Annotated in this window: 18 protein-coding genes and 1 pseudogene; 9 read left to right on the top strand and 10 right to left on the bottom strand. The window is 60.2% G+C overall.

The window, feature by feature from the left end; all coding sequences use genetic code 11:
• Positions 1 to 313: 313 nt before the first annotated feature.
• Positions 314 to 1543, top strand: a complete 1230-nt coding sequence (locus ACQRAX_RS14140) for an MFS transporter (protein WP_412038483.1) — start codon at positions 314 to 316, stop codon at positions 1541 to 1543.
• Between the two features lie 10 nt (positions 1544 to 1553).
• Here the strand turns inward: ACQRAX_RS14140 and ACQRAX_RS14145 are convergent, their stop codons facing one another.
• Positions 1554 to 2105, bottom strand: coding sequence for a DJ-1 family glyoxalase III (locus tag ACQRAX_RS14145; protein WP_412038482.1), 552 nt, complete (start codon positions 2103 to 2105; stop codon positions 1554 to 1556).
• A gap of 40 nt (positions 2106 to 2145) precedes the next feature.
• The gene (locus ACQRAX_RS14150; RefSeq protein WP_412038481.1) at positions 2146 to 2625 is read right to left on the bottom strand and encodes a GNAT family N-acetyltransferase; all 480 of its coding nucleotides are present in this window, start codon (positions 2623 to 2625) and stop codon (positions 2146 to 2148) included.
• A gap of 216 nt (positions 2626 to 2841) precedes the next feature.
• Between ACQRAX_RS14150 and ACQRAX_RS14155 the strand changes: the two genes are divergently transcribed.
• The gene (locus tag ACQRAX_RS14155; protein WP_412038480.1) at positions 2842 to 4137 is read left to right on the top strand and encodes an NCS2 family permease; all 1296 of its coding nucleotides are present in this window, start codon (positions 2842 to 2844) and stop codon (positions 4135 to 4137) included.
• Positions 4134 to 5219: a tRNA (uridine(54)-C5)-methyltransferase TrmA gene (trmA, locus tag ACQRAX_RS14160; protein ID WP_412038479.1), complete on the top strand. Its 1086-nt coding sequence runs from the start codon at positions 4134 to 4136 to the stop codon at positions 5217 to 5219. The genes ACQRAX_RS14155 and trmA overlap by 4 nt, the downstream gene beginning before the upstream one ends.
• A gap of 121 nt (positions 5220 to 5340) precedes the next feature.
• Here trmA and ACQRAX_RS14165 read toward each other — a convergent pair whose 3' ends face one another.
• Positions 5341 to 6507 (bottom strand): alkaline phosphatase family protein, encoded by a 1167-nt coding sequence (locus ACQRAX_RS14165; protein WP_412038478.1) that lies wholly within the window; start codon positions 6505 to 6507, stop codon positions 5341 to 5343.
• A 165-nt stretch (positions 6508 to 6672) separates the two neighbouring features.
• Here ACQRAX_RS14165 and ACQRAX_RS14170 point away from each other — a divergent pair, with 165 nt between their 5' ends.
• Positions 6673 to 7533: a shikimate dehydrogenase gene (locus ACQRAX_RS14170; protein ID WP_412038477.1), complete on the top strand. Its 861-nt coding sequence runs from the start codon at positions 6673 to 6675 to the stop codon at positions 7531 to 7533.
• Between the two features lie 48 nt (positions 7534 to 7581).
• On the opposite strand, the gene ACQRAX_RS14175 is transcribed toward ACQRAX_RS14170, so the two are convergent.
• Entirely contained in the window at positions 7582 to 8250 is a 669-nt protein-coding gene (locus ACQRAX_RS14175) for a TetR/AcrR family transcriptional regulator (RefSeq protein ID WP_412038476.1), read from the bottom strand.
• A 77-nt stretch (positions 8251 to 8327) separates the two neighbouring features.
• Positions 8328 to 10232: a 3-dehydroshikimate dehydratase QuiC gene (gene quiC / locus ACQRAX_RS14180; RefSeq protein WP_412038475.1), complete on the bottom strand. Its 1905-nt coding sequence runs from the start codon at positions 10230 to 10232 to the stop codon at positions 8328 to 8330.
• Between the two features lie 302 nt (positions 10233 to 10534).
• Here quiC and ACQRAX_RS14185 point away from each other — a divergent pair, with 302 nt between their 5' ends.
• Positions 10535 to 11875 (top strand): MFS transporter, encoded by a 1341-nt coding sequence (locus ACQRAX_RS14185; protein WP_412038474.1) that lies wholly within the window; start codon positions 10535 to 10537, stop codon positions 11873 to 11875.
• Here ACQRAX_RS14185 and ACQRAX_RS14190 read toward each other — a convergent pair.
• The 3 genes from ACQRAX_RS14190 to ACQRAX_RS14200 all read right to left on the bottom strand — a co-directional run bounded on the left by ACQRAX_RS14190 (position 11872) and on the right by ACQRAX_RS14200 (position 14479).
• On the bottom strand, positions 11872 to 12750 hold the full coding sequence (locus ACQRAX_RS14190; RefSeq protein WP_412038473.1) for a DMT family transporter: 879 nt from the start codon (positions 12748 to 12750) through the stop codon (positions 11872 to 11874). The two genes, ACQRAX_RS14185 and ACQRAX_RS14190, sit on opposite strands and share 4 nt — an antisense overlap.
• An 18-nt stretch (positions 12751 to 12768) precedes the next feature.
• Positions 12769 to 13584 (bottom strand): sugar phosphate isomerase/epimerase family protein, encoded by an 816-nt coding sequence (locus ACQRAX_RS14195; protein WP_412038472.1) that lies wholly within the window; start codon positions 13582 to 13584, stop codon positions 12769 to 12771.
• 118 nt (positions 13585 to 13702) lie between these two features.
• A complete protein-coding gene (locus tag ACQRAX_RS14200) occupies positions 13703 to 14479 on the bottom strand; it encodes an IclR family transcriptional regulator (RefSeq protein ID WP_412038471.1) in 777 nt (258 codons plus the stop codon).
• 177 nt (positions 14480 to 14656) lie between these two features.
• Between ACQRAX_RS14200 and ACQRAX_RS14205 the strand changes: the two genes are divergently transcribed.
• Positions 14657 to 16375, top strand: a complete 1719-nt coding sequence (locus ACQRAX_RS14205; protein WP_412038470.1) for an FAD-dependent oxidoreductase — start codon at positions 14657 to 14659, stop codon at positions 16373 to 16375.
• A 58-nt stretch (positions 16376 to 16433) separates the two neighbouring features.
• Here the strand turns inward: ACQRAX_RS14205 and pcaG are convergent, their stop codons facing one another.
• Positions 16434 to 17039, bottom strand: a complete 606-nt coding sequence (gene pcaG, locus ACQRAX_RS14210) for a protocatechuate 3,4-dioxygenase subunit alpha (RefSeq protein WP_412038469.1) — start codon at positions 17037 to 17039, stop codon at positions 16434 to 16436.
• 11 nt (positions 17040 to 17050) lie between these two features.
• On the bottom strand, positions 17051 to 17770 hold the full coding sequence (gene pcaH, locus ACQRAX_RS14215) for a protocatechuate 3,4-dioxygenase subunit beta (protein WP_412038468.1): 720 nt from the start codon (positions 17768 to 17770) through the stop codon (positions 17051 to 17053).
• Positions 17771 to 17969: 199 nt separating this feature from the next.
• Here pcaH and ypfJ point away from each other — a divergent pair, with 199 nt between their 5' ends.
• The 3 genes and pseudogenes from ypfJ to ACQRAX_RS14230 all read left to right on the top strand — a co-directional run bounded on the left by ypfJ (position 17970) and on the right by ACQRAX_RS14230 (position 20983).
• The gene (gene ypfJ, locus ACQRAX_RS14220) at positions 17970 to 18854 is read left to right on the top strand and encodes a KPN_02809 family neutral zinc metallopeptidase (RefSeq protein WP_412038467.1); all 885 of its coding nucleotides are present in this window, start codon (positions 17970 to 17972) and stop codon (positions 18852 to 18854) included.
• Positions 18855 to 19198: 344 nt separating this feature from the next.
• A pseudogene (locus ACQRAX_RS14225) lies at positions 19199 to 20128 on the top strand (methyl-accepting chemotaxis protein); the annotation flags it as partial.
• Between the two features lie 141 nt (positions 20129 to 20269).
• Complete coding sequence (locus tag ACQRAX_RS14230) at positions 20270 to 20983, top strand: methyl-accepting chemotaxis protein (RefSeq protein WP_427867742.1); 714 nt, start codon at positions 20270 to 20272, stop codon at positions 20981 to 20983.
• The last annotated feature ends 65 nt before the right edge of the window (positions 20984 to 21048 follow it).

The raw sequence follows: 21048 nt of genomic DNA on the forward strand, positions 1-21048 counted from the left end.
TGGCGCCAACTGCCCCCACGGTAGTTGAGTGTGGCTAGTTGGAATTGTTCTAAAAATTTCACAACGCAGGGAATTCGGCCGTCTGGCCCACCGTTGCAAATGAAACTATTGATCCAGATCAACGGCTGCCTGAAAGGATAGTCCTGAAAGGCTTGCGCAGGTGTGTGGTTCATTGCCGCAGATCAGTTGTGGACTGTTTTATGCGCCCCAAAACGGTGCACTGCACGACGATGATCGAGGGCCTTGTAACCTGCAGTTACAAACTGATGATAACCTGCAGCGTCGCTTTCCTCGCCGAGGCTCTGTTTCGCCGATGTCAGACCAACCGCCGTTGCTGTTGCGCCACCACCGCCCTTTCCTCGCGTTCTGGTTGGCACGTGTCTGCACCGCCAGCGGCTTCCAGATGCTCACCGTGGCCATCGGCTGGCACTTGTATCAATTGACCGGCAACGTCCTCGATCTTGGCCTGGTCGGCCTGGTCGAATTTGCGCCTCGGGTGCTGTTCATGCTGCACACCGGGCACGTCGCCGACCGCTATGATCGACGTCGCGTCGCCGCCCTGTGCCAGAGTGCTCAAGCCCTGGTCGCCCTGGCCCTGGTCATCACCAGCAGCACCAGCAATGTCAGCCGCGAACTGATCTTCATCCTCGCCTTTCTGTTGGGAAGCACTCGCTCCTTCGAAATGCCAGCGACCCAGGCGCTGCTGCCTAACGTGGTGCCCGCCACGCTGTTCCCCCGCGCAGTAGCGGCCTCTGCCTCGGCTATGCAAGCGGCAACCATTGTCGCGCCGGCGGTGGGAGGATTTCTTTATGCGTTCGGTAGTATCTGGGTCTACGGACCGACCGTTCTGCTCTACCTGATCGCCTGCCTGTTGACCCTGAGCCTCAGCGTACGCCCCCAGAGCCCACAACAAGGACGGGCGAGTCTGGAGTCGCTGCTGGCCGGAATCCGCTTTATCCGCAGCCGCCCGGACATCCTCGGCGCCATTTCCCTGGACCTGTTCGCGGTCCTGCTCGGGGGCGCCACGGCACTCTTGCCGGTGTTCGCCAAAGACATCCTGCTTACCGGCCCCTGGGGCCTGGGATTGTTGCGCTCGGCGCCTGCAGTGGGGGCGTTGTTGATGTCGGTGTGGCTGGCGCGCTTCCCGGTGGAGCGCAAGGTGGGGCGGGTGATGTTCACGGCGGTGGCGATCTTTGGCGTGGCAACTATCGCCTTTGGTCTGTCGACCTCGTTCTGGTTCTCATTGGCGGTGCTAGCGGTGCTCGGGGCAGCCGACATGATCAGCATGGTGATTCGCGGCGCTTTCGTGCAGTTGGAAACACCGGATGAGATGCGCGGCCGGGTCAGCGCCGTGAATGGGTTGTTCATCGGCGCGTCCAACCAGCTTGGTGAATTCGAATCGGGGGTAACCGCACATTGGTTTGGGACGGTACCGGCGGTGGTGCTGGGCGGAGTGGGAACGCTAGTGGTGACCGGCGTGTGGATCAAGCTGTTTCCGAGCTTGGCGGGGCGCGATCATATGCACAGTCGGCTGCGGGACTGACCCTTCGCTGTCACGCACGTAACTGCGCTGCCACCCGGTTACGCACCGCCCTACCCGCCACCTGCTCTACCAGCATCAAGGCAAACTCCAGCGCCGCTGCCGAGCTTTGCGCGGTGATGCAATTGCCATCCACCACCACCGGCTGATCAACAAAACTGCATCCAGACAGCTGCTGGCTGACATCCGGATGACAGGTCATGCGCCGCTGGCGCAATACACCAAAGGGCTGCAACGCCAGCGCCGGAGACTCGGCAATGGCGGCAAAGAAACCGCCGCTCTTGGCCTGCTCAGCTACCCGTTGCGCCAACGGCTGATGGGCAGCCATGTGCTGGGCACCTTGTTCACCACCCGGCAGCGCAATAAGCTCGAATGATTGGGCCAGGATGTCGACCAACATGCCGTCGGCGGTCAAACGCATGCCGCGCGCACAGGTCAGCATACGGCGGCCTTCGATACTGGCAACGACCACCTCTATTTCAGCGCGGCGCAGCACGTCGATCAGGGTTGCGCTCTGCAGGGCATCCACGCCTTCGGCGACTACGATCAGGGCTCTATGGGTCATGAACTGCTCTCCGCCGGGATATGCTTTAGAGCGTAGTCGCTCACAGCGGTAGGGTCATCTGGCGCTCGAAGCCTTTGCGGGCGCGGAAACCTTCGCCACTGACGATCCAGCCTGTGCCTTGGTACAACCCGAGGGCCGCCTGGTTATCCACATCCACCGACAATTGAAGACGGCCTACATCCGGCCACACGCGGCTTACCAGGCGCGGCAAAGCCGTCATAAAAAATCTTCCCAGCCCTTGCCCTTGATGGCGTCGATCCACCTGTAAAGCACTCAAGATGGCCGCATCAACCTCAGCCCAAGCCGGTAGAAACACCCCGCGCTGAAGCAGCAGGAACGCCTTTGGTACACCATCCACCAATACCACCACACCGCGCATGTCATCACCGTCGGTACTCAGCAGGATGTACAACGCACTGGATATATCCCCGGCAAACCGCCGTTGCTCGGGGTGCACCTCGATGTCTATCAGTTGGTCGCGCTGCGCCTGGCTCAGGTCGCGGTAGTCCGTCAACTGCACTGTTTTTTCTCGTATCAGGGTCAATGAAGGCATCGACGCGGAATCTGTCGATATCTGCAGTGTATCGCGACATTAATTACCGCTCGCCGAGCATGCTGGTATGATGCGCGGCTTTTTTCCGACCCAATCAAATTCCACAAGCCGTCTGGTACGGTCTGTGCTTTGCTGAGGGGGTCGATACATTCACGGCGCCGGGGCGCGCCACGGGGAGCAGGCATGCTGGAAAGGCTGTTTCAACTAAAAGCACACGACACCAATGTCCGCACCGAAATACTCGCGGGCGTGACCACCTTCCTGGCCATGGCCTATATCCTGTTCGTCAACCCGAGCATTCTCGGCGAAACCGGCATGGACAAGGGCGCGCTGTTCGTCGCCACCTGCCTGGCAGCGGCCATCGGCTCGACGACCATGGGCCTGATCGCCAACTACCCGATTGCCCTGGCACCTGGCATGGGCCTGAACGCCTTCTTCACCTACACCGTGGTCCTGCACATGGGCCACACCTGGCAAGTGGCTCTGGGCGCGGTATTCATTTCGGCCGTGTTGTTCTTCCTGCTGTCGATCTTTCGTATCCGGGAATGGATCGTCAACAGCATTCCGCTGCCACTGCGTTCGGCTATTGCCGCCGGTATCGGCCTGTTCCTGGCACTGATCGCCCTGCACAATGCCGGTATCGTTGTGGATAACCAGGCGACTCTGGTGGGCCTGGGCGACCTCAAGCAACCCGCACCGATCCTCGCCACCCTGGGCTTCTTCCTGATCGTGGCCCTGGAAGCGTTGAAGGTCCGTGGCGCGGTGCTGATCGGCATCCTCGCAGTGACCGTGGCCTCGATCGGCCTGGGCTTCACCCCGTTCGCCGGCGTCGTCTCGATGCCACCGTCGCTGGCCCCGACCTTCCTGCAACTGGACATCAAGGGGGCCCTGGATGTCGGCCTGATCAGTGTGATCTTTGCCTTCCTGTTCGTTGACCTGTTCGACAACTCCGGCACCCTGATCGGCGTGGCCAAGCGTGCTGGTCTGATGCGCAAAGACGGTCACATGCCGAAAATGGGCCGCGCTCTGATCGCCGACAGTACCGCTGCTATGGCCGGTTCCCTGCTGGGCACCTCGACCACCACCAGCTACATCGAGTCAGCTGCTGGCGTGAGTGCGGGTGGTCGCACTGGCCTGACCGCTATCGTGGTTGCCATCCTGTTCCTGCTGGCGCTGTTCTTCGCGCCGCTGGCCGGAAGCGTCCCGGCCTTTGCCACCGCGCCAGCGCTGCTGTTCGTCGCCGTGTTGATGGCTTCGGGCCTGGCTGAAATAAACTGGGACGACGTCACCGAGGCTGCACCGGTGGTGATCACTGCCCTGGCGATGCCGCTGACCTACTCGATCGCTAACGGCATCGCCTTCGGCTTCATTTCCTGGACCGCGATCAAGCTGCTCTCCGGCCGTCACCGTGACCTCAACCCGGCGCTGGTGATTCTGTCGATCCTGTTCGTCATCAAGCTAGGCTGGTTCAACGCATGAGTGCTGTCTTAGACCCTTCGGCCTACACCCAACAGCTCGACGCCAAGGCCGCGCGCCTGCGTGAGCTGTTGGCACCCTTCGACGCCCCCGAGCCTGCGGTGTTCGATTCGCCACGCGAGCACTACCGCCTGCGCGCCGAGTTCCGTCTGTGGCGTGAAAACGAACAGCGCTTCTACGCAATGTTCGCCCCGGGCGAGAAACACACGCCGATCCTGATCGAAGACTTCCCCATCGCAAGCCTGCGCATCAATCAACTGATGCCGCAGCTCAAGGCCGCCTGGCAAGCCAGCTCAGCGCTGAGCTTCAAGCTGTTCCAGGTCGAGTTTCTGACCACCTTGGCTGGCGATGCGATGATCACCCTGTGCTATCACCGCCCGCTGGACGAGCACTGGGAAGCCGCTGCGCAACAGTTGGCGAGCGACTTGGGTGTGAGCATCATCGGCCGCTCCAAGGGCAAGCGAGTTGTGATCGGTCGCGACTATGCCGTTGAAGAACTGCAGATTGCCGGGCGCAACTTCCGCTATCGCCAGCCCGAGGGTGCCTTCACTCAACCGAACGGTGCGGTGAACCAGAAAATGCTCAACTGGGCTTATGAAGCCCTGGGTGAGCGCCAGGACGATCTGCTTGAGCTGTACTGCGGCAACGGCAATTTCACCCTGCCGCTGGCGACCCGCGTACGTAAGGTGCTGGCCACCGAGATCAGCAAAACCTCAGTCAACGCGGCACTGCATAACCTTGACGACAACGCGGTGGGAAACGTGCGTCTGGTACGCCTGTCTGCCGAAGAGCTGACCGAAGCGCTGAATGAAGTGCGCCCGTTCCGGCGCCTGGAAGGCATCGACCTGAAGAGTTATCAGTTCGGCAGCGTCTTCGTCGACCCACCACGCGCAGGCATGGACCCGGATACCTGCGAGCTGACCCGGCGCTTCGACAACATCCTGTACATCTCCTGCAACCCGGAAACCCTGGCGGCGAACATCGCGCAGTTGCATGACACACACCGCATCGAACGCTGTGCGTTGTTCGACCAGTTTCCGTACACGCATCATATGGAAAGCGGCGTGTTGTTGGTTCGGCGCTAAGCCTGTTTTAGGTGGGTGCCAGCCTTGCAGGCGATGAAGTCCGCAGTTTCAGCTGTTTGCGGTGTCTTTATCGCTGGCAAGGCCCGCTCCCATAGTTGGCCAGCTCAGCGGCACCCAGGTTTCAGCTCAACCCTGAACACATCAGCAAGGGCACCCTCTGATCCTCATCGGTCAATGCCCCATGGTGGCCTCGCCACTGGCTGGGGTGCTTTTCCACCTCACTGCGGATAATCCCGCCAGCGCCGGTGGGCACCACGATCAGGTCGCCAATCCGTGCTTCGGCATGGCTCAGTAGCACATCACCAAACAACCCTGCGGCAATTGCCTGGGATTTGCTCCAGACTTTGTAAACATCCCCCAAACGGTTCTGCCAACGCTCATGCACGCGATCTTGTTGGTGCTCGTGGGTGTACAGGTAGCGTGCACGGATATCTCCGGCAATCGCCCGCACCCCCTCCTGCAGTGCTGAATCGAGGTCGAAGTCACGCACCTGCGCAGGGTCCAGGGCCAGCATGCCATGGTCGGCGATAACCATCAGTTGGACCCGCTCAGGCAGCGCCTGAGCAATGCTACGAGCCAAATGATCGGCAATTTCCAGTTGCTTGATCCAACCTTCGGAGCCTGGACCGAATAGATGGCCGGCAAAATCCAGGTCGCCGAAATAAGCGAAGCAGAAGGCCGCCTCGGGCCTGTCCAACGCCGCCTTAATCAAACCGGGATAAGCGTCATAGGCCGGTGCCGGAAGGATCTGTCCCGCCTTGTAGATCGCCTTGGTGAATGCTGAGTTGGCAAACCGTCCAAGCATCACCGTACTGATCGCTATGTTCTGCTCACTGGCCAGACTCCAGGCATCGGCTGGCACGATGAAAGATTCCGGCGCAGGTGCCGCGCCGGACGGGACCTCAGCTTGCAAAGCACTGGTGGTCCACGCCAACGGTGACAGTTCGGTCTGTGGGTCCAGGGCAAAACTGCAGCCGACGATGCCATGGGCACCACTTCCTAAGCCGGAGGTAACCGAGGCCAGACTGGTTGCAGTAGTGGCCGGAAAGCCAACGCGAAAATGCGAATCAGCCTGCATTAATGAAGCAAGAAAGGGCGCGTGCTTGGCGTAAGACTGCAACAGGCTCCAACCCAGGCCGTCGATCAACAGCAAGCAGGTCGCCGAGGAGCGATCAAACCGGAAACTATTGCGAAAGCCTTGGCCACCAAGGCCGGAAAAAATCGACTGGGTCAGGCTGGCCAAACCTGGCCAGGTTTCGCCCATCGACTGCAGGTCGTTCTGAGGCATTGCCATGTCTCCTTCCGTGGTCAAGTGCAAGCAACAGGTGTAGCACAGGCTGTGCGATCAGCGCACAGAAAAGCTGTCGGGGTGGTGATCATCGATTGACCGAATTAACTGAACGGTACATTTTCAACGGAAGCTTTTTCCCAAGAACAACAATGGAGTTTCCCCATGAATCCGGCCCCCTCTTCCGGCATTCTCGCCGGGCTGATCGGTGCAGGCATCCAAGCCTCGCGCACCCCGGCATTGCATGAACATGAAGGTCACGCCCAAGGCCTCAACTACTTGTACCGGTTGATCGACCTCGATCAGTTGAAACTCGACAGCAGTGCCCTGGAGCAACTGCTTAGCGCTGCCGAATCCATGGGGTACACCGGGCTGAACATCACGTTCCCCTGCAAGCAGGCAATTCTGCCGTTGCTGGACGAACTGTCCGCTGAGGCCCGTGCCATTGGTGCGGTCAATACCGTGGTACTCAAGGATGGCAAACGTACTGGCCACAACACCGACTGCCTGGGTTTTGCCGAAGGCTTTCGCCGTGGCTTGGCTGATGCGCCGCGCCGTCAGGTAGTGCAGATGGGGGCTGGTGGCGCTGGCGCTGCAGTGGCCCATGCGCTACTGGCAGAAAAGGTTGGTCAGTTGACGGTATTCGATGTCGAAGTGGCGCGGGCCCAGGCGCTGGTGGACAACCTCAATGCGCACTTTGATGGCGTTCGGGCCCGTGTCGGCCACGACTTGGCCAGCGCTCTGGGTGAAGCCGACGGGCTGGTCAACACCACCCCTATGGGCATGACCAAACTGCCAGGCATGCCGGTGCCTAAGGCCCTGCTCAGGGCTGACCTATGGGTGGCAGAGATTGTCTACTTCCCGCTGGAGACCGAACTGCTGCGTGAAGCTCGAGCCCTCGGTTGTCGGACCCTGGATGGCTCGAACATGGCGGTGTTTCAGGCGGTAAAGGCGTTTGAGCTGTTCAGCGGTTTGACCCCGGATGTGTCACGGATGCTGACGCACTTCAGGCAAATGGGCGACTGATACAGCGTCGAAGCCGCAGCCAATCGGCTGCGGCTTCGAAACGTTCAATCAGACCTGCAAAAATTTCAACACCGACTCGCAAATCATCTCGCGGTGCCGCGTCTTGAGCGCCGCATCCTCGAAATCGACCTGGAAGATCTCGCCAAAGGTATTGCGGTTCGACACCCGATAGAAGCAGAACGAACTGATCAACAAGTGTACATCCAGCGCTTCCAGCCCCTGACGGAACACGCCTTCAGCCGCCCCGCGACGCAGAATCTCGTCCAGCGCGATCAGCACAGTCTTGTTCATCGAGCGGATAGCCGAGGAACGCTTCACGTACTCGCCGTGGTGCATGTTCTCATTGCAGACAATACGCACGAAGTCGACGTTACGATCATGGTGATCGAAGGTGAATTCCACCAACCGACGAATGCCCTGGCGCGGTTCAAGCTCAGCCAGGTGCAGGCTGCTCTCGGTATTGCGAATATCACCGTAGAGCTTCTCCAGCACCTCGACGTACAACTGCTCCTTGCTGTTGAAGTAGTAGTAGATCATGCGCTTGGAGGTCTGGGTGCGCTCGGCGATGGCATCGACCCGGGCACCTGCAAGCCCCTGCTGGACGAACTCGCTGATTGCCGCCTGAAGAATGTTTTCGCGGGTCTTTTCCGGATTGTTCTTGCGACCCTTGCGCGTCACCGCTTCAGGGGCGGCGCAGAGTGCTGGAGTAGTGGTCATACGGGACTCGTGGCCAACGGTTAACCCGGTGATTATGAGCCCCGGGGGATAAGGAAGAAAGCCTGCCTGCCGCGCCACTACAAACGAGCCTGCGCCGGAGCCCCCGCACGGGCTTTAGCCATAGCTGCCAGACGAACTGCGACGTTCGCTGCACCATAACCGCTATAACCATTGCGCCGCTGCAAGACTTCGAAGAAAAAGCGCTCCTCGAACGGCTCGGTGTACACATGAAACAACTCGCCACCTTGGGCATCACGGTCATAGAGCACGTTGTAATAGGCCAGTTCGCTAAGGAACTCGTCGTCAAAATCAAAGCGTGCGGCCAAGTCGTCGTAATAGTTGAGCGGGATATCGAGCAAGGCTACCCCAGCCTCTTTGGCCTGCTTGACCGCCGCAAAGATGTCATCGCACTCGAAGGCGATGTGATGCACACCCGAGCCACGGTAATGCGATAGCGCGTGAGCAATGGCAGTGTTGCGGTTTTCCGAGATGTTCAGCGGCAAGCGAATGGAGCTGCATCGGCTGCGCAACGCCCGGCTCTTGACCAGACCATAGGGGTCAGGCAGCACCACTTCGTCATCAGCCGTGAAGTCCAGCAGGCTTTTGTAGAACAGCGCCCAACTGTCCAGGCCATCGGCCGGCAAGGCCAGGGCCATGTGATCAATGCGTTTGAGGCCCAGGCTGTTGCCTGATGCCTGCATCAGGCTGAAATCGGTATCGTAGATAGTACGGCCTTCAGCGTCCTGATCAACCAGATAGATCAAGCTACCATCCGGCGCACGCACCGCCGCCAGTTCACGCTCATTGGGGCCGACCAAGCCACGGTAGGGCTGGCCATGGAATGCCACGGCGCGAGCCAGTGCCTGGCTGCTGTCCTTGACCCGAATGGCGGTGGCGCACAAGGACGGGCCATGGCTTTCAAAAAAATTGTGGGCAAAGGAATAGGGTTCAGCATTGAGAATCAGGTTGATATCACCCTGGCGCAACAAGCTGACATTCTTCGAGCGATGCACGCCGGCACGGCTGAATCCCAGGCGTTCCAGCCAGTTACTCAACTTGGCCCCGAGGGCATCATCCACGGCAAACTCAAGAAACTCGATGCCGTCGCAAGCACTGGCCGCCGGTGGAGCAAATAGCAGGTCATCCAGCACCTGCCCTTGCTGCTCAAGCCGTTGGCGGGTCTTCTCCTCAAGGTACAGCAGCGAACGCAGGCCGTCGGCGGCATTGGCCCGCGGTGGCGCGGCGCGGAAGCCATCGTTGAAGATTTCCAGTGACAACGGCCCACGGTAGCCGCTGGCCAGAATCGGTGCCAAAAAGCCCGCCAGGTCGAACTCGCCCTGCCCAGGGAAGCAGCGAAAATGCCGGCTCCACTCTAGTACATTCATGGCCAGCAACGGCGCATCAGCCATCTGCACGAAGAAGATCTTGTCCCCGGGAACCTGAGCGATATCACGTGGATCGCCCTTGAGCGACAAGGTATGGAAGCTGTCGAGGATCATTCCCAGGCTTGGGTGATCAGCGGCCTGGACGATGTCCCAGACCTGCTCCCAGGTGTTGACATGTCGGCCCCAGGCCAATGCCTCGTAGCCGATGCGCAAATTGCGGGCCCCGGCGCGTTCGGCCAGCAAGCGCAGGTCGTCGACCAGTATCTGGCGTTCGCCCAGCGAGTCAGCCGCAACGTTACTGCACACCAGCACCAGATCGGTGCCCAGTTCCTGCATCAAATCGAACTTGCGCTCGGCGCGATCCAGGTTGCGCGTCAGACGATCACGACGGCAGCCTTCGAAGTCACGAAATGGCTGGAACAGGGTGATTGCCAGGCCCAGGTCGGCGCAGCGTTGGCGAATTTCCCGTGGGCTGCCCGCGTAATAGAGCAAGTCGTTCTCGAAGATTTCGACGCCATCGAAACCCGCCGCAGCAATGGCTTCGAGTTTTTCAGGCAAGGTACCGCTCAAGGACACTGTGGCAATCGAACGCTGCATTTTTATGGCTCCGATGGGTAGGCAAAACCCGGATGCTGCGATTATTGGCGGTGAACACTTTTTGCTCAATTAAAAAGGTACTAACCGGTTAGTTTTGTGTTCGATTATCGCCCATAATAGCGTTCAACGAATTGACCCTTTTTTGACCACAGGCGCACCATTTCGACACGGGGCAGTGTTGCTCGACGAGTCAAAAGCTCCTCGAGCCCTGCCGATTCAATCGACCGCCAAGCACCCCGGCGTCCTTAGCGTTGCGTCACCAAGGCTTGACCCATAAACATAAAAATACGGGTAACCCTCCCATGATCCACTCGCACAGCACCCGCATGGCCCAGCCGCTGGCCAGCACCCCGCACGCCGGCATCGGCGACAAGATTCGTGGCGCCATGGCTGTCGGCAAGACCCGTTGGGTCATGCTTGCCCTGGTGTTCTTCGCCACCACCTTGAACTACATCGATCGCGCCGCCCTGGGCGTCATGCAGCCGATTCTGGCCAAGGAAATGAGCTGGACGGCGATGGATTACGCCAACATCAACTTCTGGTTTCAGGTCGGCTATGCCATCGGCTTCGTCCTCCAGGGCCGGCTGATCGACCGTATCGGCGTCAAACGCGTGTTTTTCTGCGCCGTGCTGCTCTGGAGCCTGGCTACCGGAGCCCATGGTCTGGCCACCTCGGCGGTCGGCTTCATGGTCTGTCGTTTCATTCTCGGCCTGACCGAAGCCGCCAATTACCCCGCCTGCGTCAAGACCACCCGGCTGTGGTTCCCGGCCGGCGAACGAGCGGTGGCCACTGGCATCTTCAATGCCGGGACCAACGTCGGGGCGATGTTTACCCCGATGCTTCTGCCATTGATTCTCACCGTTTGGGGTTGGCAGGCCGCGTTCATGGGCATGGGTTTCCTGGGCCTGGTGTGGGTCGTGTTCTGGGGCCTGAAGTACTTCAATCCAGAAGACCATCCAACGGTCAGCAAAGCAGAACTGGCCTACGTGCAGGGTGAAAAGGAACCCGAGCAGGCCCGCGTGCCCTTCTCACGCATCCTGCGCATGCGCGGCACCTGGGCCTTCGCCCTCGCCTATTCGATGACCGCGCCAGTGTTCTGGTTCTACCTTTACTGGCTGCCGCCGTTCCTCAATCAGCAGTACAACCTGGGCATCAGCGTGACCCAAATGGGTATTCCGCTGATCGTCATCTACCTCAGCGCTGATTTCGGCAGCGTTGGTGGCGGCATTCTCTCGTCGTTCCTGATCGGTCGCGGCATGGCCCCGGTCAAGGCCCGGCTGCTGTCGATGTTGCTGTTCGCGCTGACTATCATCAGCGTGATCTTTGCCGCTGGCGCCAGCAGTTTGTGGGTCGCAGTGCTGGCCATTTCCCTGGCGATCGCCGCGCACCAGGCCTGGACCGCCAACATCTGGAGCCTGGTGATGGACTACACGCCCAAGCACATGATGAGCACCGTGTTCGGTTTTGGCGGCATGTGTGCGGCCATTGGTGGAATGTTCATGACTCAACTGGTCGGCTACATCCTGACGACCACCAACAATAACTACACGGTGCTGTTCACCATGATCCCGGCCATGTACTTCATTGCCCTGATCTGGATGTACCTGATGGCCCCGCGCAAGGTGCCGAAAGTCGAAGCTTAACGGCGCCGCTGCAACCAGGCGGCGCCCAGGCCGCTCAGGCAGATCAAAGCAATCCCGACCAGCCCGGCCATGTCCGGGCTGTGTCCGAACAGCACCAGGCCGAGTATCCCGGCAAACACGATCTGACAGTAACTGAACGGCGCCAACATCGCCGGTGGCGCATGCCGGAAAGCCTGGGTCAGAAACAGGTGCGCGGTCATCCCACAGGTGCCCAGCGCTACCGCCATCAGGCCATGGACCAGGCTTGGGGTTTGCCAGAACATCGGCACGATAGCGCTCATCACCAAGGTGTTGAGCAAGCCGGTGAAGAAGTTGCTGGTGGTCGGGCTGTCGGTGCCGCTGAGCATACGCGTCAGCAACTGGTAGAAGCAGAAGCACAAGGCCGAACCGAACGGCAGCAACACAGCCGGGGTAAATAATGCCCCGCCTGGGTGAATGATCACCGTCACCCCGACGAAACTCACCAACACCGCCACCCACTGGCCACGGGTAACCTTCTCGCCCAACAACGGCAACGACAATGCCGTAACCAACAGCGGTGCAAGGAAGTTGACTGCCGTGGCTTCGGCGAGCGGGATGTATTGCAAGGCGGTGGTGAACAGCAAACTCGTGCCCAGCAAACACAGGGCCCGTAACGCCTGCAGACCCGGCCGTCGAGTGCGCAACACACGCAACCCGGACTGTGGCAGGAAGATCACCATCATCAGCAGGGTGTGCACCAGGTAGCGCGCCCACACCACCCAGAGAATCGGATAGAACCCCGCCAGGTATTTGGACAAAGCGTCATGGCTGGCAAACAGAAAGGTCGCCAGTACCACCAGGGCGATGCCTCTGAGCGGTTGGCTGACAGCGTCGAGCGCAGTGGAGCGGGACATGGTGTAGGGCTCGCAGGTTCAGAGCTGGCAGAGCAGCTGGCGGGTCTTGTCCAGGGCCATCTGCGCCCGTTGCAGGGCGCTAACGCCCTGTTCATAAAGCTGACGGGTGGGAATCTCCAGACTCAAGGCGATATCCTGCGGCAGGGTACGCAGCAAACCGAGAAGATCGCAATCACCCTCTCCGGGAAAGCGTCGCTCATTGCGCGCCTGGCGCAGAATCTCGGCCATATCGTCTGGTCGCGGCCCAGCCACATCGCACAGTTGCGCGTAGCGTAGTCGGGAGCTCGGTACCTGGCGCAGTTCATCCAGCGACGAGGCCGAACGGTCAAAGTGAAAGGCATCGACCAGCACACCGCCGTTATCGCGTCCGGCCTGCTCAACGATGTGCCAGGCCTGGGTCAGGTTCCTGGCATCGGTCCAAGGCATGAACTCCAGGTGCGGGTGCAAACCGTATTGGGCGGCCAAATCGCAGAGTGCGGCAAAATTATCGGTCTGGCGCTGCTGATCCGGGTCGTTGCCAGCAACCAAGAGCTCGCTGGCGCCAAATTCGGCGCCCACCGCCAGCAAGGCGTCGAAGTCGGCGACGTGGGTCTCGGGTTCGAGTCGCAGGATCTCCACATCCAACACCCGGATGCCGGTATCACGCAGGCGCGCGGCAGTCTGGCGCCGCAGCCCGGCATCCGCCACCAGCGGGAAGTGATATTCCTCAGGCGTCGCCGGCTGCAGACGCAGGCCGACATGGCTATAGCCAGCCCGGGCGGCAACTTCGACCATTTCCACTGGCGACAGCTCGAGTACCGTCAGGGCAGCGAGGGACATCACGCGTTGACTCATTGTTGTTATCTCAGAAGTGGGCATTGAAATATTTAGAACTCAGTTCTAATTTCAATGCAAGCAAAAACAGCCCCGCCGTGCCCCCGCTTTGTTGGGCAAGCTGAAATCGCTGATGTTTCTAGACGAACAATTCTGACGCTGGGCTCGCTGCCGACAACTCCGCTGCCGCCGCCAGCAACACCGGCGCCAGTTCATGCATGCGTACCTCGCTCATGCGCGCACTAGGCCCGGCAACGCTGAGCACGCCCACCGCATGCCCATCCAGCGGGTGACGCACCACTGCAGCCAGAGCCGAGGTGCCAACCGCCGAGCTCTCCACAACCCAGGCATAACCATGCTCTCGGGCGATACGCAGACGTTCCAGTAACTCAGCATTGGATGCCGGTGCATTGGGGCCGAACGCTTCACGCTTGGCGATCCCCTGGCGCTCCACCAACAGCAAAGCCTGGGCATCGCTGAGACTGGACAGCCAGGCATGCCCGGAGGCGGTGTAGAACAAGGGGGCGTCGCGGCCCATGTCAGGGTCGTAACGCAGACCCGAGCGGGCACCTTGAGCCTTGGCGATCCAGGTCTGCCGGTCACCGTCGATGACCCCAAGGCGGACCAGTTCACCGGTCTGCTGGGCTAACTGGTCGAGGATCGGCTGAACGACGTCGGCACCGCTGCTAGCCAGGTAACGGAAACCCATGGCCACCAGGCGAGTGTTCAAATGATAGCGGCTGCTTTCCGAGTTCTGCCGCACATAGCCCAGGCGCATCAGTTCGGCGAGCATGCGGTGAGTGGCGCTTTTGGGAATATCCAGCTCTTCGGCCAGCGTCTGCAAGGGCAGCCCGCGCGGTTCACTGGTGAGGCGTTCGAGGAGGCTGAAAGCGCGTTCGATCTGACTGCCGGCCATGGTCATGGTCCCTGAAATTTGTGCCGATTCTAAAGAGCCACGAGCAAAGCGCAAATCACTGTCCGATCTTCGCCCACTTTGTCACCTGAGCACGTGGCCAGACGACAACTCGAATCATAGAATATGGAATTCTGTTCCAGAATATAACAAAACTCATTGTTCGAGGAGACACTGCCCATGGCTGTCGATACCCCAACATCCTCGCGGGTGGATTGCGATGTACTGGTCATCGGTTCCGGTGCTGCTGGTTTGGCCGCAGCGGTAACCGCCGCCTGGCATGGGCAAAAAGTCATTGTCGTGGAGAAAGAGCCGGTGTTTGGCGGTGCCACCGCCTGGTCCGGTGGCTGGATGTGGGTGCCGTGCAACCCGCTCGCACAACGTGCCGGAATCATTGAGGATCGCTCACAGCCACGCACATACCTTGAGCACGAGCTGGGCGAGCGTTTTGATGCTCAGATGATCGACGCATTCCTTGAAGCGGCGCCGAATATGGTGTCGTTCTTTGAGCGCCACACCGCGCTGCAATTTGCCGACGGCAACGGTATCGCCGACATCCATGGCAACACCCCGGGCGCTGGCACCGGTGGACGCTCGGTGATCGCCGCACCCTATGACGGGCACAAGGTCGGCAAGCTGCTCAAGCGTCTGCGCAAAACCATGCGGGAGACCTCGTTCCTGGGCATGCCGATCATGGCAGGCAAGGATTTGAGTGCGTTTCTGACCCTGACCCGCTCCTGGCGCTCGTTACTGCACGTAAGCCAGCGTCTGGCTCGTCACATGCTTGACCTGGCCGTGCACGGTCGGGCCCTGCAGTTGGTCAACGGCGTAGCATTGGTCGCGCGGTTAGCCAAGTCGGCAGAGGAGCTGGGCGTGCTGCTGTGGGAGTCAGCTCCCGCTCGGTCATTGCTCGAAGACCAAGGCCGGGTGAGCGGCGCTGTAATCGAGACCTGCCGTGGCCTGATCAGCGTTCACGCAAGCAAGGCCGTGGTGTTGGCCGCCGGTGGTTTCGCCAATGACATTGAACGGCGCAAGGCCCTGTTCCCTCGTACGCCCACCGGGCTTGAACACCTGGCCCTGCCGCCGTTGGGCGCCAACGGAGATGGTTTGCGCCTTGGGGAAAGTGCCGGTGGACAAGTAGCAGATGACCTGCACAGCGCTGTGGCTTGGGCGCCAGTCTCGCGGGTCGCCCACAAAGATGGCAGCGCTGGGCATTTCCCGCACATCATCGAACGTGCAAAACCCGGCATCATCGGGGTGCTGGCCAACGGCAAACGCTTCGTCAATGAAGCCGACGGTTATTTCGATTATGTCAGCGCCATGGTTGCCCAGGCGCCAGGTGACAAGGTTGAGTCCTGGCTGATCTGCAGCCGTGCCTTCCAGCGCCGTTATGGCCTGGGTATCTCTCGGCCGTTTCCGCTACCGGTGCAGCCGCTCATCGACTCTGGCTACCTGAAAACCGGCAATAGCATCGAAGCGCTGGCGCAGGCCTGCGGTATTGACCCACAAGGCTTGAGCGCCACGCTGGCCGAATACAATCGCCATGCTCGTAACGGTGAAGACCCGCAATTCGGTCGCGGCTCGACCCCTTACAACCGCAAACAAGGCGATGCCTTGCACGGGCCGAACCCTTGCGTAGCACCGATTGAGCAAGGTCCGTTCTATGCGGTGAAGGTCGAGCCAGGTAGCTTTGCGACCTTCGCCGGGCTCAAGACCAATGAACACGCCCAGGTTTTGGATAACCAGCGCCTACCCATTGCCGGCTTGTATGCAGTGGGTACCGACATGGCCAGCATCATGGGCGGGCATTACCCGGCGGGAGGGATCAATCTGGGGCCAGCGGCGACGTTCGGCTACATCGCCGGGCGGCATATTGCTGGAGTCACTGAGTACGAGTAGTCAAACAACACTTTTGGGAGCCTGGCCAGCTCCCAAAAGGACGCAAACCCCCTCACCCTCAGAAATCGAAGAACACCGTCTCGCCTTCGCCCTGAATGCGAATGTCAAAGCGATAAGCCAGCTTGCCATCTACCTCACAGCGTGTTGCCACCAGGGTTTGACGACGCTGCGGTTGCTCGATCAGGTTGAGCACCGGGCATTTGGCATTGGCCTCGGCTTGATCATCAAAGTACAGGCGGGTCTGCAGGTGGATATTGATGCCACGGGCAAACAGGCTGACGTTAATGTGCGGCGCCATCGGCACGCCAGCGGCATTGTTGACCACACCCGGTTTGACGGTGTGCAGCGTCCACTCACCGGCGTCGAAAGTGGTGGCAGTACGGCCAAAGCTGTTGAACGGCTTTTCCAGGTTGAAATCGTCCTGATACTGGCCATTGTGATCGGCCTGCCAGAACTCCAGGAACGAGTCGCGGACCAAATGGCCGTTGCCGTCGTAGACGTTGCCAAACACCAGAATGTGTTCGCCCGGTGCATCAGCCTGGGCCATACGGCTCCAGATTTCCTGGTCGCGGGTCGGGTTACCGGCGGCTTCCAGGGCCAGGCCGATGTGCACATAAGGACCGGCAGTCTGCGAAGGGGTTTCCGGCAGCAGTTCTATAGGCATGGGAATCCTCCTTAGCAATTTTCAAAGTGAGTTTTGCGCTGCCCGCGCAAAACGATGTCGAAGCGATAGGCCAGGCAGTCCATCGGGTTGGCATTGCTCATGTCCAGGCGTGCAATCAGGCTCTGCACGGCATCAGGGTTGGCAATCGACTTGACGATTGGGCACATCGGGATCAACGGATCGCCTTCGAAGTACAGCTGAGTGATCAGCCGGGTAGCAATCGACGGGCCACTGATCGACACGTGGATGTGCGCCGGACGCCAGTCGTTGGGGCCGTTGCGCCACGGATAAGGGCCAGGCTTGATGGTACGGAAGCTGTAATAACCTTCGCTGTCAGTCAGGGCACGGCCAACCCCACCGAAGTTCGGGTCCAGCGGCGCCAGGTAGCGGTCGTTCTTGTGACGGTAACGGCCACCCGCGTTGGCTTGCCAGATTTCTACCAAGGTATGCGGGATCGGCTTGCCGTACTGGTCGCAGACACGTCCGGCGAGGACAATGCGCTCACCGACCGGCAGCCCGCCGTTGTTGAAGTTGAGCAGCAGGTCATGGTCATGCTGGCCGAACTTCAAGTGCGAGAAGTCCGGGCCGGTGCTTTCGCTGATCGACTGGGGAATACTCACCAGCGCCTGACGCGGCGAACGGGCGATAGAGGTTTTGTAATCCGGGGTTAAGGCTTTCGGATGCCAGTTACGGTCACGGATAGCGAAGCGACTGTTGTCTTGCGCAGACATGCCGTTCTCCTGTCTTGGAATTATTGGAATGCCTGGGCGTGGCAGGCGAGCATGCAGTTTCCGGTATGACGGTGTGGAAGAACATTGAAAAGAACCCCTGCACGCATAACCAAATGGTTATGTAACGTGCAGGAATCTGACAGAGCGACGTCCGGTGAACTAATCTTTGGGCTCATGTTTCCAAGCTCGGAGAGCGCTCATGCAATGGCGAAAAGGCAGGCGTAGCGACAATGTGGTCGATGCCCGTGGCGAGGGTGGTGGCGGCATGCGCTTGGGCGGTGGCAAGGGCCTGAGCATCGGTGCGATCCTGTTGATCGTCGGCATTGGCTGGATCACCGGTCAAGACCCGTTGCAGATCCTCGGTCAACTGACCGGGCAAATGGACCAGCAGCAGACCGCCCCTGTCAGCACCGGTACCGGCAAGGCGCCACCGGCCAATGATGAGCAGGCTGAGTTCGTGGCCTCGATCCTCGGTGACACCGAAGACACCTGGAAGGCCATCTTTGCCCAGGCCGGCCGTCAATACAAAGACCCCAACCTGATTCTGTTCAGCGGCCAGATCAACTCGGCCTGCGGCTTCGCCTCCTCGGCGGTCGGCCCGTTCTATTGCCCGGCCGACCAGAAGGTCTACCTGGACATGAGTTTCTTCCGCGAAATGGAACAACGCTTCTCCGCCGCTGGCGACTTCGCCCAGGCTTATGTGATCGCCCACGAAGTCGGCCACCATGTGCAGACCCTGCTTGGCGTCTCGGCCAAGGTCCAGGCAGCGCGCCAGCGCGGTGAGCGCATGGAAGGCGATAACGGCTTGCTGGTGCGCCAGGAACTACAGGCCGACTGCTTGGCCGGCGTCTGGGCCTATCAAGCGCAAAAGCGCCTGAACTGGCTGGAGCCTGGCGATATCGACGAGGCCCTGAACGCTGCCAATGCCATCGGTGACGACCGCCTGCAGCAGCAGGGTCAAGGCAGGGTGGTCCCGGACTCCTTCACCCACGGCACTTCGCAGCAACGCCAGCGCTGGTTCAAGACCGGTTTCGCCAAAGGCGATATCAACCAATGCGACACCTTCGGGGCACGTTCGCTCTGAGCCGCCAAGCCTGCTGATCCGTGGCCAGTTGCCCCTTCAGCTGGCTGCGGAAAAGCCCTGTTACCGACCGCTGATCAAATTTGCTGAAAAAGCGTTTCAGCTCCGGCGCAAGCCGCCGATAAACCCTGCTCAGAACATCGGCTGGCCATCAACAAAAACAACCTTCCAGCGATACGGATCATGACGAACAACGTTCCTGGAGGGATTGCATGAATAGCTGGTTTGCCAACATCAGCATCAACCTGAAACTCGGCCTGGGCTTCGGCCTGGTGCTGCTGCTCACCAGCCTGCTGGCCCTGACCGGCTGGAACAGCATGGGTGGGTTGATCAACCGCAGCAACTGGATGAGCGACATTACCCAGCTCAACAGTGACCTGACCAACCTGCGCATCACCCGCTTGCAGTACATGCTGACCGGCGGTGACGATGCCGCTGCCGGCAATGTTCAGGTCAAGCTCAATGCCTTCAGCGAACAACAGCAAAAGTTGCTCAAGAGCTTCAAGAGCCCTGAGAACGTCAAGTTGCTCCAAGACCTGGGCCAAACCATCAGCGAGTATCAGGCATCCATCAATAAGATGCGCGCCGGTTACAAAACCAGCCTGGCCGCCCGGGATTCGATGAACCTGGCAGCCTCGCGCGCGATTGAACTGATTGACGCGATCAACGCCGATATCCTTGCCTTGCCCGAAGGCGATGCCAGCCGGCTGGAGCAGTTCCGCACCGTTACCCAAGTCAAGGAACAGCTGTTTCAGGTGCGTCTGGCTGTACGCAGCTACATTGCCGACATCAGCAGCGAGACCGAACAGTTGGCCCTGCGCCAACTGGATGGTGCGCTGGCTGAGATTGCCAGCCTGAACCGTCAGATGCCTAGCGAAGCGACGCGCATCAAGCAGTTTGAAAGCGCCGTGCTCGCGTATCGTGACGCCGTGCGCCAGTTCCGTGATGCCACCGCAGCTATCGCTGTGGCCCGCGAAGAGATGACCGTGCAAGGTGCCACCATCGTCAAGACCAGCGATGCGCTGTACACGATCCAGCTCGAACGCCGCGACAGCGAAAGCGCTCAGGCCCGCACCTTGCAGATCACCGCCACGCTGCTGGCCTTACTGGTAGGCATCCTCGCCGCAGTAATCATCACCCGTCAGATCACTCGCCCACTGCGCGAAACCCTGACCGTGGTGGAAAAAATCGCCGCCGGCGACCTGACCCACAACCTGCGCGTGACCCGCCGCGACGAACTGGGCGTACTGCAGTTGGGCATTCAGCGTATGGGCACTACCCTGCGCGAACTGATCAGCGGCATTCGCGATGGCGTCACCCAGATCGCCAGCGCTGCCGAAGAACTGTCAGCGGTGACCGAAGAAACCAGCGCCGGCGTCAACAGCCAGAAAGTCGAGACCGATCAAGTCGCCACGGCCATGCACGAAATGGCCGCCACCGTGCAGGAAGTCGCGCGCAACGCCGAACATGCCTCGGCTGCCGCCACCGACGCCGATTCACAAGCGCGTGCCGGTGATCAGGTAGTTGCCGAAGCAATCAGCCAGATCGAACGCCTGGCCGAGGAAGTCCACCGCTCTACCGAAGCCATGGGTCTGTTGCAGCAGGAAAGCCAGAAGATCGGCAGCGTCATGGACGTGATCAAATCGGTAGCCGAACAGACCAACCTGCTGGCCTTGAACGCCGCTATTGAAGCAGCCCGTGCCGGTGAAGCCGGACGTGGCTTCGCCGTGGTTGCCGATGAAGTGCGTGGCCTGGCCCAGCGCACGCAGAAGTCCACCGAAGAGATCGAAGAATTGGTCGCCGGCCTGCAGAGTGGTACTCAACAGGTGGCCAATGTCATGCTCGGCAGCCGTAATCTGACCGACAGCAGCGTTGAGCTGACGCGCAAGGCCGGTGCCTCGCTGGAAAGCATCACCCGCACCGTGTCGAACATTCAGTCGATGAACCAGCAGATTGCTGCGGCAGCGGAACAGCAGAGCGCGGTGGCTGAGCAGATCAGCCGTAGCATCATCAATGTCCGCGATGTATCGGAACAGACGGCGGCGGCCAGCGACGAGACGGCAGCCTCCAGCGTTGAGCTGGCGCGGCTGGGTAACCAGTTGCAGACCCTGGTCAGCCACTTCCGCGTGTGAGGCACTGAAAGCAGGGGCTGCTTTGCAGCCATCGCCGACAAGACCGGCTCCCACAGGCTTCAGCA

Origin of the sequence: Pseudomonas sp. UM16 (assembly GCF_050312595.1) — a bacterium.
Classification (GTDB): Bacteria; Pseudomonadota; Gammaproteobacteria; order Pseudomonadales; family Pseudomonadaceae; genus Aquipseudomonas.